The 13778-nt window shown below is 67.0% G+C and carries 15 protein-coding genes; 7 read left to right on the top strand and 8 right to left on the bottom strand.

Features of this window, described 5'->3' with window-relative positions; all coding sequences use genetic code 11:
• Nucleotides 1–18: 18 nt before the first annotated feature.
• Together ABZ824_RS10685 and ABZ824_RS10690 are read right to left on the bottom strand one after the other, a co-directional pair.
• On the bottom strand, nt 19–822 hold the full coding sequence (locus ABZ824_RS10685) for a MerR family transcriptional regulator (RefSeq protein WP_356963049.1): 804 nt from the start codon (nt 820–822) through the stop codon (nt 19–21).
• Nucleotides 815–1258, bottom strand: coding sequence for a VOC family protein (locus tag ABZ824_RS10690; protein WP_356963051.1), 444 nt, complete (start codon nt 1256–1258; stop codon nt 815–817). The genes ABZ824_RS10685 and ABZ824_RS10690 overlap by 8 nt, the downstream gene beginning before the upstream one ends.
• A gap of 504 nt (nt 1259–1762) precedes the next feature.
• On the opposite strand from ABZ824_RS10690, the gene ABZ824_RS10695 reads away from it, so the two are divergent.
• Together ABZ824_RS10695 and ABZ824_RS10700 are read left to right on the top strand one after the other, a co-directional pair.
• Nucleotides 1763–2200, top strand: coding sequence for a hypothetical protein (locus ABZ824_RS10695; protein WP_356963052.1), 438 nt, complete (start codon nt 1763–1765; stop codon nt 2198–2200).
• 166 nt (nt 2201–2366) lie between these two features.
• A complete protein-coding gene (locus ABZ824_RS10700) occupies nt 2367–3158 on the top strand; it encodes a hypothetical protein (RefSeq protein ID WP_356963054.1) in 792 nt (263 codons plus the stop codon).
• A gap of 58 nt (nt 3159–3216) precedes the next feature.
• Here ABZ824_RS10700 and ABZ824_RS10705 read toward each other — a convergent pair whose 3' ends face one another.
• Nucleotides 3217–3369: a hypothetical protein gene (locus ABZ824_RS10705; protein WP_356963056.1), complete on the bottom strand. Its 153-nt coding sequence runs from the start codon at nt 3367–3369 to the stop codon at nt 3217–3219.
• Nucleotides 3370–3480: 111 nt separating this feature from the next.
• Here ABZ824_RS10705 and ABZ824_RS10710 point away from each other — a divergent pair, with 111 nt between their 5' ends.
• The gene (locus ABZ824_RS10710) at nt 3481–4422 is read left to right on the top strand and encodes a methyltransferase (protein ID WP_356963058.1); all 942 of its coding nucleotides are present in this window, start codon (nt 3481–3483) and stop codon (nt 4420–4422) included.
• 272 nt (nt 4423–4694) lie between these two features.
• On the opposite strand, the gene ABZ824_RS10715 is transcribed toward ABZ824_RS10710, so the two are convergent.
• From ABZ824_RS10715 to ABZ824_RS10735, 5 genes are all read right to left on the bottom strand, one after another.
• The gene (locus ABZ824_RS10715; RefSeq protein WP_355071240.1) at nt 4695–5093 is read right to left on the bottom strand and encodes a PPOX class F420-dependent oxidoreductase; all 399 of its coding nucleotides are present in this window, start codon (nt 5091–5093) and stop codon (nt 4695–4697) included.
• A 105-nt stretch (nt 5094–5198) separates the two neighbouring features.
• On the bottom strand, nt 5199–5675 hold the full coding sequence (locus ABZ824_RS10720) for a DUF1772 domain-containing protein (RefSeq protein WP_356963060.1): 477 nt from the start codon (nt 5673–5675) through the stop codon (nt 5199–5201).
• Between the two features lie 654 nt (nt 5676–6329).
• Nucleotides 6330–6902 (bottom strand): TetR/AcrR family transcriptional regulator, encoded by a 573-nt coding sequence (locus tag ABZ824_RS10725; RefSeq protein WP_355071236.1) that lies wholly within the window; start codon nt 6900–6902, stop codon nt 6330–6332.
• Nucleotides 6903–7083: 181 nt separating this feature from the next.
• Entirely contained in the window at nt 7084–7689 is a 606-nt protein-coding gene (locus tag ABZ824_RS10730) for a hypothetical protein (protein ID WP_356963062.1), read from the bottom strand.
• 121 nt (nt 7690–7810) lie between these two features.
• A complete protein-coding gene (locus ABZ824_RS10735) occupies nt 7811–8173 on the bottom strand; it encodes a hypothetical protein (protein ID WP_356963064.1) in 363 nt (120 codons plus the stop codon).
• A 300-nt stretch (nt 8174–8473) separates the two neighbouring features.
• Between ABZ824_RS10735 and ABZ824_RS10740 the strand changes: the two genes are divergently transcribed.
• From ABZ824_RS10740 to ABZ824_RS10755, 4 genes are read left to right on the top strand one after another with little or no spacing between them, the layout of a single operon-like run.
• Complete coding sequence (locus ABZ824_RS10740) at nt 8474–9823, top strand: hypothetical protein (protein ID WP_356963486.1); 1350 nt, start codon at nt 8474–8476, stop codon at nt 9821–9823.
• Nucleotides 9823–10842, top strand: a complete 1020-nt coding sequence (locus ABZ824_RS10745; protein WP_356963066.1) for a hypothetical protein — start codon at nt 9823–9825, stop codon at nt 10840–10842. The genes ABZ824_RS10740 and ABZ824_RS10745 overlap by 1 nt, the downstream gene beginning before the upstream one ends.
• 1 nt (nt 10843) lies before the next feature.
• On the top strand, nt 10844–12370 hold the full coding sequence (locus tag ABZ824_RS10750; protein WP_356963068.1) for a tetratricopeptide repeat protein: 1527 nt from the start codon (nt 10844–10846) through the stop codon (nt 12368–12370).
• Nucleotides 12367–13623: a CHAT domain-containing protein gene (locus tag ABZ824_RS10755; RefSeq protein ID WP_356963069.1), complete on the top strand. Its 1257-nt coding sequence runs from the start codon at nt 12367–12369 to the stop codon at nt 13621–13623. Before ABZ824_RS10750 ends, ABZ824_RS10755 begins: the two co-directional genes overlap by 4 nt.
• Nucleotides 13624–13778: the final 155 nt, after the last annotated feature.

Consider the following 13778-nt stretch of genomic DNA (forward strand, 5'->3'; position numbering starts at 1 on the left):
GGATGACTCCGCCCCGCTCTACTCCCAGGTCGCGGTGTCGGGATCAATGTTGTGGGCGCGCGCGCTGGCGTCGATGATTCGACGGAACCACGTGGCAAGGCCTGCGCGGATGCCGTCGTAGTGGGCGGCGAATCCCGGTTCAGCCTCGTACCTGCGGCCGAGACAGACCTGCATCCGCCTGGTGAGTGGAAAGTACGAAGCGAAAACTTCGCGGTGCCGCTCGACGAGCTGATTCGCTTCTGGGCTCCCCGGTGTGACCCCGGCTTCCATCGCATCCCCGAGAGCACGGTCGAGGTCGGCCATGGCGTCGGCGATGGCCTGCCATTCCTCCGGACCGCGAGAGGCTGCGCGTTCGGCGTACTGCTGCCATTGCGTCGTGTCTCCGTAGCGCTGACGGGCTTGGGCGGGCCAGTCCGGCTGCCACTGGGGGCCGAAGATCGCGGCCTGCTGCTCCACGGTCAGCAGCAGGCCGCGCTCGTGGGCGTCGATCATCCGATCCAGTCCGGCGCCGAGTTGCTGGAGCCGGTCGATCCGTTCGGCGATCTGGATGCGCTGCGCGCGCAATGCGCCGGGCACGTCTGCGGCCGAATCGTCCAAGATGGCCCGGATCCTGTCCAGGCCGAGACCGAGCTCACGGTAGACGACGATGCGGTGCAGGCGTTCCAGATCACCTGCGGTGTAGAGCCGATATCCGACAACCGTCCGCAGCGACGGGCGCGCCAGACCGATCTCATCCCAGTGGTGCAGCGCGCGGACCGTCACGCCCAGACGCGTCGAGACCTGACCGACAGTCAGGCCATCGGCGTCAGTGGCATCAGGCATGCTCAACATTGTCGCCGCGACCGACACCCGGTGGGGTGATCCCGACGGCCTCGAGATTCCGCGCCTCCGGACTGGCCGGATCGAAGGGCTTCGCCGCGGTGAAAACGATCCGCACGTTCTCGGGGGTGATCACCTCCACGTCACGGGTGTTCCAAGGGGTATCCCGTGGACCATCGACCGAGTTCGGGCGCAACGCACGACAGTTCTCAACAAGGGAATCGACCTGGCTGAGCACGCACGCGAAACTGAAGCTCACCGCCGGCGCCTGCTCCGGAACGCTCCCCGCCGGGACGAGGAGTACGTCCTGAAAGGCCCACCGGCGCAGATGCACAACCCGACCGGGAATGCTGAACAGCTCGAAGAACCCGAGCCCACGAATCCAGAAATCCACCGACGCCGCCAAATCGCTCGTGGGGATAGTCACGAACGCGGGCATTCCATAAATGCCACGAAACGGCTTCGGCGGGACCGCGTCCGGGCCGGGAGCGGGCACGGGACTGATCTCGAACGCGCTGTAGTAATCACTCATGCACCCCACCCTCCAGCCTCACGCTGCGTGAGGGTCAAGCCGTCAGGCGGGGCGACCCCGGCAATTGCCTCGGACACACTCGCCGGACCACGTCCTGAACGACTACGTCCCCGTCGGGGGCGGTGCCCGGTCGCCGGATCGGCCCACGCGGAGGGAGGGCACGAGGCTTCGAGTGCGCGGTGTGGGTAGACAGCCACCTCACGGGTCTGCTGCTGATCTTGCTGGGGCTTATCCACCTAGGGTGCAGCCTCGGCTTCGAGTTCGAGCAGTTTGGTTCGGATCGAATGGAACCAGACCGGGTTGAGGTGCGTCATATTCAGTGTCATCACGGTTCTGGGCGAGCAGCAACGCGTGGCAGACACCGAAAGAGCTTACGGCTCAGTACCAAACGCTCGATCTGGGGGAATTCTTATGAAGGTTGGTAAGTCTGTCGTGGCGGCTCTTGTTGTCAGCGCGTTCACGGCGGCGGGATTGATCACGAACTCGGCGACTGCGGCCGCGGGGTCGGGCGTATGCGCTGGGAACTTCCATGTGATCAGGGACGTGAACGGGTTCATCGAATGGGGGATGACCTCGCAGTGCACCGGTAACGACTGGCACCCGCACGTGGTCACCGTGCAGCTCGAGACGCAGGTCGGCGGTACGTGGGTGCAGGTGCTGCGGAGGCAGAGCCCCGCAGCCGACCAGGGAAAACCTGTGGTCGTTCTGCACTACAACAACGATCGGTGCCGAACTAGCACCACCAACAGGTACCGAGCGAAGGGCTGGATCAACGCCGGCCCACACGCGACATCCGCGATATCGGAGGTGTTCTCGCTGGCCTGCGGCGATGTCGAAGGTAGGGAGTAACACATTATGAACCACGCGGCCGAATCATCCTGATCGCCGCGGCGGCTGCGTGCCGAGTGAATCTGGCACGCAGCCGCCGCGGTGGGTGAGCGTCACTGTTACGTTGATCAGGCCCGAACCGGCCGTTCCGCAGCCATCACCGCGATCCCGAGGAGCACTGCCGAGAATGTCACCGAACAATCGCGACCGCACTACTGAACGCGTCCTAGCAGTGTGGGCGCCACCGGAATTCGTATCCGATGGCAGCAACGGGATCCTGAGTTGGGCGGGATCGACGCTGCGCACACCCACCGGGCTGCGGATGGCCTTCGACGCGCAAGCGGTCGGACCGGACGCGCCGTCGCTGCGTGACCACCCTGTCGGGGTGTCGGCGCTGGCCGACGGGATCCCCACCAGGGTGGGCTGGAGCAGCCACTCTTCCGACACCCATGCCCGCACCACCTTCACACTGCCCGATCTCGACCCGGACGCGGCGTCGGTCGATATCGAATTGACCGTCGACGATCTCACCACAGATGGCCCATGGGTGAAACGACTGTCCTGGCCGAACGACACCGTCTACAGCGCCCCGCTGACCGACCCACGAGGCCGATTGGCCCTGCTGACCGATCCGGCCATACTCACCGACGCGGACGCATCGGTCGAGGCATGGATCGGACCGGTCATACTCGATCCCCACGGCATCGAGTTCCTCTACTCCGCCACCGCGCTCGGTGAGCACGCACACTCGATCTGGGATTACCAGGTCGATGCCGTCCTGCAAGCCAACTTCGGCACCTGGAAGATCGTGTCCGGTGAATCGACGTCCGCGACACGGACGATGAGAACCTTCCAGGTACCGCTTTCCGACGACATCGCCGATACACCATGGTTTTTCGAATTGACCGTCACCGACCACACTGCAGGACTCACTTGGTCGACCGAATTCTCCTGGAACGGACCCGCCACAAACCGGTGACTGGCTACGACTGATATTGGACACCCGCGCCTGCGTAACACCCATCGCCTCGGCGATCTCACTCCGTGCGCTCCTGAGCCATAAGGACCTGCGCCAGCCGACAAGCCCGCTGCGCCCCTTCGATCTCTAGCTTCGCCTCGGCGACATGCGACGGATCGATGAGCCCCTGCGCATGCACGTCAGTCTTCACATCCTTCCAATTACGTGCCATCGTCCTCACCGTCTTTCGCGTCGAGCCATCGTTGAGTGTGTGCCACAGTTACCCCGCGTGAATACTCACCATGTCCCCGCGCTTCGGAGCCAGGCTTCCCTGGCCACACCGATGGCACTACGTGTCGCGGTTACCCTAGAAATACCGGACCGGCTGCGTGGTGACGGCACCAGCACCGAGCTTCTGGCGGTCGAACTCGGGGTCCCCCAAGTCGCACTGGAACTTCTGCTGAACCACCTCGTGGTCCTGGGCATCGTCGAACACTCGCCCACCGGCCACCGCACCACCGATTACGGGCAGGCCCTGTGCGCCGACGCAGCCAACGGCTTGAACAACCTGCTGCACCTGAACAAAGCCGGCGGCCGGGCCGAACTCGCGTTCGCCGAACTGCTGCACAGCATCACCACCGGGCAAGCCGGCTACACCCGCCGCTACGGACAGGACTTCTGGGCCGACCTCGACCAGCACCCACACCTGCGGGAATCGTTCGACCAGCAGATGATCGACCGGTTCACCGACCAGATCCCCCGCATCGTCACCGCAGTCGACTGGGCACGCTTCCCAACCATCATCGACGTCGGCGGCGGGCGAGGCGCCCTGCTCGCCGCGATCCTGGCCGCTTACCCCGGCGTCCGTGGACGTCTGGTCGAACTCGAACCCACCGCCACCGCAGCGGTACACACCTTCGCCGCCCTCCAACTCGGCGACCGGGCCCGCGTCAGCACAGGCAGCTTCTTCGAGCCCCTGCCGCGAGGAGCACACGCCTACCTGCTGTGTGACATCCTGCACGATTGGGACGACGACCACGCGCACCGCATCCTGGCCCGTTGCGCCGAAGCAGTCCACCCCGACGGCCGGATCATGATCATCGAACCGGTCGGAGACCGCCACGCGGGCACCGAGTTCGACCTGGCCATGCTCGTGATCTTCGGCGGACGCGAACGCCGCATCGAGGAATTCCGCACGCTCGCCACGGCCCACGGCCTGACCCTCGACACGGTGGCCGACCTGACCGAACAGCGTTGCCTGCTGGAACTTCGCCTCGACCGATGATCCACGGCCCTGCTGACTCTTCGATGAGCTCCCCGGCGTGCATGTTGCCCGGAGTGGGAGCTTCCTGTTCAGTACGTCCGCGACTGGGCCGACTTCTGGTTGGCTCGGCATGTCGTCTTCCACCGAATTCTCTTCGAGGGCCTTACCGGCCGCAGGCGTGAGCGCGATGAGGGGTGTGAGCGCGATCTGTCGGTTCCGGCCGTGCCGGAGGTCGGTCGATTGAGGCGGACGGTCGGTGACGGCCTTCCTCGTGGGAAGCCCACGATGCCTCGCTACTCGGCGCGGCGACTGGTGAAGTCGAAGGGTCCGCCGTCGATGCCCCAGGAGATGACCTGTTCGGGGTGAATTCGGATGATCGCGCGTTCCTGGGGGTGGAACGGTGGCTCCTCGTCATCGAGCGCCTCGGCGGTGCCGCGTACCTCGATGCCGCGAATCACGTATGGCTCCAATGAAACCTGTTGGTCGATGACGAACGAGACCCGGCTGCCTGCCTCGACATTGCGGTACTTTCGACTGGCGCGCATCCGCATGCCCCCGATGTCGATCGTGCCGTCGGCGTTCACCCGATAGCTGGTCGGGTTGTTCTGCACGACGCCGTCGGGCGACACCGTGGCCAGCCGACCGATCCCGGCCTCGGCGAGGAATTGCTGTTCGTTGATGGTGAAGGTCATGTCGGTTACTCCTTGGTGGATTCGATATCAGATGTGCGCCCGGCGATCAGCTGTGAGTTGTCGGGCGCGGGAAGCGCAAGCTGTTGCCTGCCGCGTGCTCTGAGGTCAGAACAGGATCAGCGCGGCGCACAGTCCGGCGATGGCGACGAACTGCAGGGTGACCCGGTATTTCAGAATGCTGTCCCACTTGTCCTGCAGGGCACGGGCATTGGCCGGGATGATGCCGCTTCGCGCGGCGGCGGTCTGCTGGGAATTGATCGGCTTGGCGATGCGGACGTAGAAGGCCAGCCAGGTGAGCAGTGCCGCCACCGTGATCCCCGCCGCAACAGCGGCGCCGATCTGCCCGGCCCACAACGCGATCAGCAGCGTGAGTACCGCGCTGACCACACCGACCACGCCGACGACCGGCATGCGTCTGTCGCCGTAGTAGTGACCCCATCCCGCACTCATGGTCACGGTCGCGTCGTCGAGCTTGCGGTAGACCGATCGGGTGATCATGGCCACGGAGACATCGGTGCCATAGACGATGGCATTCGAGACAACGGCGACGGCGGCGATGATCTGGCCGGTGACGATGAGCATTCTCGGCTCCCTTTCAAAATTCTAGCGTCGTTAGGAACTGGAGCAACGGTAACATTCGCTCGCTATCTTGTCTAGCTTTGCTAGATTTCAGATCGCTACCGCAGGGTCCCGCTCGGATCAGCAAGCCGCACATGCGTGTTCCGACCGAGCGGACACCGTCGCCCGGCAAGCCGGTCACCTGACGCTGACAGGTCTTCGGTCCGCCGGATCCGCCGGTAGGACTGGGGCTCATTACCGTCCCGGCCCTCGTCGACCGAGTTGCGGGCAGCCCGACCGCTTCGGGTTCGGCGATCGACGGCACCCGACAACCCCCACCTCGACGCGGACGAGCCGACCTGCTGCCCGGTGACGCCGCCGCAGCTCGAGCGGCGGCATCACGGCCGCACACCGAGGCCACCCGTACAGACGCACCCCTCTGCCGCGTACCGCGCGATGCGATGGGGCGAAAAATGGCCGTTTCCGGCCCGACCTGGATTCGGCGCACCGGAAACAGGAAACCGCGGCTCGCCGAAACCGCGAATCGGTCACAAACCGCGTACGGAACTACGCGACGAAATCAGGGATGAAGAGTCTCTGGGAGACAAGAGTTCTGGGAACGCGCAGGCCAGGGCAGAAATGACGACCCCAGATCGGTGCGCTCACCACGGCAGAGGTCTACCGGGTCCACTGGTCGATCAACACCGCCACACGGGCGTCCCGCTGAGCCGGTCGCAGACGTCCGCCGCGGTCCAGGGTCGCCAGGCCGTGCAGGGCGCTCCAGCCGACCTCGGTGAAAGTCTCCGGATCGTGCTCGCCCGCGAACGGTGAGAAGGCAGCGAACATGACGGCGAACGCGTCCCGCAGCGGCTGCGAGGCATTCTCGCCGAACGCGAGGTTCACCTTCATCAGGAACATCGCGTCGTAGAGCGCGGGCCGCGCGGTCGCGAACTCGAGGTAGGACCGCGCCACCGCCGCCAACGCCGCGCGCGGCTCACCGCCCGCGGACTCCAACGCCGCGCGGCTCCACGCGGCCATCTCCGCGATACCCTCCTCGGCGACCGCCGTGACGATCTCATCCTTGCCCGCGAAATGCGAATACAGCACAGGCTGGCTGTATTCGATCCGTTCCGCCAGCCTGCGCACAGTCACCGCGTCCCAGCCCTGCGACTCGGCCAACTCCCGAGCGGTATCGATGATCAGCCGGTGCCGCTCGGCGCGCTCACGTTCTCGTCGCGTCTGGATCCCCATATACCGACTGTAGCATTGCTTGACAATCTAGTGTCACTAGATCTGGTGTCACCGGCACAACACGGGCGTCGCAGACTGCGAACCTTCCAGTGATGTCCTCGTCGCGGTCGTGCACAGCGGGAGGGCTCGTACCGTGCGGCCGGGTCCGCGGGCGACCGGCCGTGTCGAGTCGGCCGCTATCTCATCTGCCCTGGTTGGCGACGAACGCCTGTACGGCATCGAGGAACTCCGGGCCGCCCATGGCGTATCCGCCGATGGTTCCACCGATCAGCGCACCGATGGGGATGCTGACTCCCCAGACCAGGATCACGCACGCCCCGAGGAGACCGCCCACGATGGCACCGGCGACGACGCCGGGCAGGTTCTTGTTGATCTGCTCCTTGAGCCGGTCGTAGGAGCTGATGTCCTTCAGCTGCGCGGTATCTTCTGCGGTCGGTGTCGAGGTCAGGGTGCGGCCGTCCGCGCCGATGTGCTGCGCGATCGCGATCGAATGCCCGTCGACGTCGTACTGTTGCGGCACTTCGGTCACTGCCGCTCCGTCGCCGGACTCGAGCACCACCGCACCGTTCTGTGCGATCTCGAACCTGCCGTTCTCGACGGTAGTGGTAACGACGCCGTCGACTGGCGAAACATTGATCTCGTAGGGGATTCCGTGATCCACACCGGAAGTCGTGTACCCCGCAGTCGGCTGCTCCGTTATGGCCGGTTCCGCATGGGCGGTCGCCGCGGTGATACCCACGGCCGAGACGGCCAGGAAAACGGCAGCGGTGATCTTCTCGAACTTCATTCTTCGAATCCCTCCACTCAGCTGCCCCCGATGGGCGGACCGAGTCAGACCTTAGGCCCCGGATTCAATGGTGTGCGGTAAGCCACACCCAGTTCGAAGTCACACCACTTCGAGACAGAACCTAACCGCGATAAATCTCGACGTAAGCGTTGGTCGCCACCGCCACCACACCGGGACCCATTCCCGTGCATCCCGTGGTGACGCGCTGGCCGCTCGGCGTGAAGGGGTAGCTGAGCGCTTGATAGGAGCCGACACCATACTGCGGGAACGGCCCGCTGGCGTAGAGGCCGAAGCAGTCGACGTGCAAGACGTAGTTGCTTCCTCCGTCGGGTTGGCAAGTCGCCGACGCACCGAAAAGGTCACGCTCGACGACGCAATCCTGCGGAGCCGCTTGGGCGGTCCCGGAACCGACAATTGCGACGAATGCCAAACCCGAAACACCGGCCGCCGCGACGCGTACAGCGGTAGTCAACACTTTCTTCATAGAATCTCCTCCTGTTCAGGGTTCTCTTCGGCCGTCAGCGGCTGGATGTTACGACTGGCAGATCTGAAACCGACAGTGAGTGTGGACAATTCGGTGTCCGATACGAAACGTCCGTTCCTGGTGGTGACGGCTCACCTCGGAGCCCTTGAAGAGATAAGTGCTCCGGACAGGTAGCAGCGCGACTGCTTGCGGCGCCGGTTCGTGTACGACCGACGCCGAGGAATCCGTCGTGAGGTTGCCGCGAACCCGCCGGGACGAGAGTCGCGGCAATACACTGCACGCATGCGACGACCGCGCGCCATGGTGCTCGATGAGGTGTGGCGCAGGCTCGAGGGTGTCGAACCGCTCAGCGGCCCGCACGGGGGTCCGCTGCGCCGGACGGTGAAGCTCGTGCTCGACCCGTTGGTGATCCGGCCCGTGCAGCATCCGTTGTGCGCGGGGCCGATCCTGACGGCGGATGGCGCGGTGTTGTTGGAGGCGCGCATTCAGGCGGCGGCCGATGTACTGCGTGCGACGGCGGCCTGGTTCACGGTGCTCAAGCAGGTGCGGCGGACGCTGCGGATCACCGAGGGGCACCCGCAGGATCTGTATTTCCAGCGCTGTTTCGAGCTGGCGACCACCTCGGGTATGCCGGATCCGGCGCGGGCGCGCGGAGTCGCGGAGGACGCACTGCGCGAGATCCACGAGTACACCGCCGGACGCACCACGCAAGCGCTGAAGGAATACCTCACCGGCCGCGAGCGGGAACGGGAGCTGGCCGGTCTGCTCGAGCTGGCCTGGCGGCGGCGTCCGCTCACCGGCCCGCCGGGCGGTGACCACGACGCGGAGGTGGACGAGCTGCTGGAAGCCTGTGCGGCCGCACGACTCGGTAAGGACGCCGACGGACAGGAGACCCTGGACCGGCTGATCGCCGCCCATGCGGGTACGCACGCGGGGATCCGGCTGTGGCAGGAGGCGTCCGCTCAGGAACTCGGGTTGACCACGCATCCGGTGCCGCCTCGCCCCGCGATCGGTTCTTCGGCCTCGAAATCGACCCTCGGGCTGCCGTTCGATCGCACCGTGTACGAGCGGGTGTTCACCGTGCTCCAGGCATCCACCGAGCGCGCGGAGCTGCCGCCGATCCCCGAGCTGGTCGACGCCGAGATCGCGCGGAGTTGTGCACCGTGGGCGCTGCTGGACGAGTCGCTGCGCGTAACAGCGACGGCGGGGACCGCGCTGGCGACCGGTTTGGCGCCCATCGAGCACCGTCGTGAACAGTCGACGGGCCGACCGCGGCTACGTCTAGCCGAAACAGCGACGGAAACAACGCAATCCACGGCGCATCAGGTGGTGAACAGCCGCTGGCAGCGGGAAGCATACGTGTTGCAGGCGCGGCGGCTGGTGGTGTCCGCCGAGCGGCCCACCGGTCCGCTGGCCGCCATCGCCGCCGAGCTGATCACGCCGTGGCAGCCGTACCTGCGGCGCTTGTGGGTCCGCTTGCACGGCAGAGATGTCCGAGAGTTCGCCGTTTACGATCCGGACGAGCTGTGGGATCTGCTCGACGGTGTGGCGCGTTCGGTGATCCTGGACCATCGCACGCGGGTCAAGCGGGCGCTGAGCGTGCGGGCGAGCGTGGGTGAGCCGGACGCGGCGGAAACGAAGGCGAGCTGATGACGACCGTACGCATCCGCCGCCGCGACGGCCTGTGGATCATCGCGCCGGACGACGCTCCGACCGTCGTGGACGGCGCGGCCGGGGTGGACGTGCTCGTGCTCGAGGTGGCGGGCGGGCATCTGACGTGGAGCCTGCTCAGCGGGCAGACGACCCCGGCGGCGGTGCTCGACGACCTCGACCTCGCACAGGAGTGGATCTGGGCGGTGTACGGCCCAGAGGTGGCCATCGCTCTCGACGAAACGAGCGGCAGTGCAGGGGAATACACGGCCGAGCCCGCACTGCCCGACCTCGCCGCGCATGCCTGGCGGCTCGGCTACGCCCGCTGGGCGGCACGCTGGTGGCCCGCGTCGACTCTGGACGGCATCGCCCCGCTGGACGAAGACCTGCTGGAAGACGAGATAGCCACGCTGAGCGAGGAATGCGATCTGATCGTCGACGGCGCCGACGCGACTCCCGAAGAACGCACGGCCGCACGGACACTCGGCCGCGCGGAGGATTACGCGCTCGCCGCCGGACCGGCCACCATCGTCGCGCCCGGCGCTCTCGTCCTGGCCAGGGGCAGCGCGGGCTGGGACTGGCATCGCTGCCCGCCGGGCCTGCTCGACGCCTCGGAGCGCGCAGTGTCCTGGGAAGTGGTGCGCGCGGCGGGGACCACGATAGTGCGGGTGAGCGCGGTCGCCGCCCCACTTTCGCCAACGGACCTACCGGCGCACCTGCATCCCAGGGCCGGAATTCGCACTCCGGCAGACGCCGCCGACGTGCCGCTGATCCGCGACGGCGAGCTCTGGCGGGCCGAGAGCACGGCCCCGGCCGGAGCGGAAGCGGGCGTGACCGTGCACATCTACGTCCCGGGCGTCGGCGTGGACGAACAGGAGCCGGACGCGGCGACGCGCCGAGCGCGGATTCGCGACCTGGTCACGACGCGGCTGCACCGCGCGGACGAAGCATCCGGCAACCCCGCCGACTCGCTCCTGCTGGCGGAAATCGCCGCTGCCGCGTCGGATTCGGACTTCTGATATGACCGAGGCGACTCCGGACGACGGCCGGGAACTGCTCGCCGCTGGCGCCGCCGCATACACCCGCGGCGACCCCGCCGAGGCGAAACGCCTGTTCGAGGACGCCGCTGAACGAACAACCGGCGATATCCGGCTCGGCGCGATCATCAACGCCGCGAGCATGGCCGACGAACTCGGCGACCACGCCGCCTCGCTCGCCCTCTACCGCTCGGCGTTGGCCGAGATGCCCGAACACGCACCGCGATTGCGCCCGAATGCCCTGGTCAACATGTCGCAAGCGCTCCAGCATCTGGGCGATCTCGACGCGGCGCAGGCGGCGCTGGAGCAAGCACGCGCCTTGCTCGCCGACAACACCGACACCGATCTCGGTGTGCTGCGCGTGGCCTGCCTGCTCTCCCTGACCGCCGTCGCACTGCACCGGCAGAACTGGGCCTACGCCGCCGAGATCGCCACCGAATCACTCGACGCGGCACGGCGTTTCGCGCCGCAACTGGCGGGTCATCCGCTGATGAATCTCGCCGCCACCTACTTCGAGACCGGACGCCGCGACTTGGCCGTCGATTTCACGCGGCAAGCGCTCGCCGCGTTCGAGTCCGCGGGCGACCGCAACGCGGTCGCCGAGACCGAACAGAATCTCGCCACCATGCTCGTCCGCCTCGAGCGGTACGACGAGGCCGAGGCGCCGCTGCGATCCAGTCAGGCCTATTTCGAGCAGGCCGGGCTGGGGTATCGGGCCGGGGTCGGACTCAAGACCATGGGATTTCTCGCCGAGGGCCGCGGCGATCTGGCGGACGCCCAGGATCTCTACGGGCGGAGCCTCTCGTATTTCGTCACGTCCAGCGCCGTACTGGATGCCGCCGACCTGCGCATTCGTTCCGCCACCGTGGCGTTCAAGTCCGGGCGGGTCGCAGAGTGCGAGGAATTGCTCGCCGCCGCGTTCGCGGTCTATGCCGAGCGTGGCCTAGGCCTGCACTGCGCCCAGCTCGATTTCTGGCACGCGACGCTGCTGGAAGGCGCGATCGACGCGTCCGAGTCGCCGCCCGCGGAGTTGCTCTGGCGCGCTGTGGGGATCGCCGTTCCCGCCGCCCTGGCCATCGACGCCGTGCGCCACACCTTGCCGAACGGTACGCAGCGCGAGCAGTGGAACCGGCAGATCGCCGACCCCGCGATGCGGCTTGCGTTCCGCTTCGCCTACCTTTCCGGCAACGGTGTCCTCGTCGCCGACTTGGTCGAAACACAGTGCGCTGGGACAGCTTTGGCGCTCGATCGCACCGAACGGGCGACTCGCACACGGCTTCCGCTCGATCTGCTCGACCCGCCGGAGGACTTCACCGATCATCCCGGCAACGCCGCCCTGCAACTGGGCGCCGCCTTGGCAGAGGTCGCGGCCGGAGCGGGTCTGCCGGTCGCTCCGCCACCGCGCCTGGCACTTGCCGCGGAAGGCCGAATCGCGCTCGCGCCGTTCATCGCCGCCGCCGAACAGCGCTACGGCCGGGTGATCCGCGACGATCGGGTGCTGACGGTATGACGCGACCGACGGTGCTGGTCCGCATGGCGGACGCGGGAGACATCTACGTGTCGTGGCGATGGGCCGACGACAGCGCGCCTCGCGGCGCGGGAGTGCTCCCGGAGGACGCGGCGATGCGGGCGGTCGGACTGCTCGCCGACGCGCTGCCGCGTCCCGCCGAGCCCGGTGGTCTCGAGCAGGCGCTCACCACCGGCGCGTTCGCCGACTACGAACGGGAATATGCCGTCGCACAGGCGCTTTCGCGAGCGCTTTTGCCTTATGGCCTGGCCGCACAGCTCTACGAGCTGTGGCAGCGCGGCATGCGCCCGCATATCCGGCTGCAACCGTCGCCGCGTGTCGCCCAGGTGCCGTGGGAACTCATCGCGCCGGATCGCGACGTCCGGTTGATCGACATCGCCGACGTCAGCCTGCTCGCGCCTGCCGGCGTCGCGCAAGCGCCCGGACGGATCGCCCGCACTTGGACCGAGACCGCCGCGCGGCCGGTCGTCGCGGTGCTGGATCCGCGCATTCCCGGCTTCCGCGCCGATTCGACGCTCGGCTCGGTGCTGGGCCGGATGACCGCTGAAGCCCCGCTCGCACAACGAATGGCGATGTACACCGCGAACGACCGCTTGCGCCCCGCGGTAGCGAACCCGGTCGAGACCTTCCGACGCACGGATGTCGATCGCGACTGGCTCGGCTCCGTCCTGCGCGCGGGCGCGAGCCGCTTGCTGTACGTCGGACACGTCACCGCCGCCGCGCCCGGATCGGGCCGCAGTGAGGACGCCGAACTGCATCTCGCCTGCACCGCCGATGCCGTCGGCTTCGCGGAACCGTCCCGCACCCACCGGCCGCTCTCGGCCAAAGACCTCCTGCTCGGAACGCACACCATCGAATCGGAACCTATTGCCGGACAACGACTGTGGCCGATACCGAGCCGGGTCGCGCTGATCGCCTGTGAGAGCGGCGGCGACCTGCGGTTCAGCGAAGCGCTCGGCTTGACCGCCGCGATGATCACCGGCGGCGCGGAACTGGTCACCGCCAGCCGGTGGCCGCTGCCCACGGATTTCGCCTTTCAGCGCGTCGCGGGCGCACCGGCGCAGGTCCAGCCGCTCCAGGAGACGATCTGCGCCATCGACGAGGCGCACGAGCGACCCGACCCCGTGACCGCCATCGCCGAATGGCAGCGCGACCGTCTCAGCGCATGGCGCGACACCGGCCGGATCGAGCATTCCCCGGTGCTCTGGGCGGCCTTCGCCACTGTGTGCGCCTAACTCGGGCAAACCATCCCGCGCGGTCTCCATATACCGGTCTACGTGCAGCGATGCCGCGGGAAACGCGCGAGAATGGGTAACGCAACTAGTGCGCAAACCGACACTCAGCTTCGAACGTGTGGATAAGCTCGAACGCCGTCACCCATCACGATTCG

The sequence above is a fragment of the Nocardia sp. NPDC047038 genome (assembly GCF_040644075.1).
GTDB lineage: Bacteria > Actinomycetota > Actinomycetes > Mycobacteriales > Mycobacteriaceae > Nocardia > Nocardia sichangensis.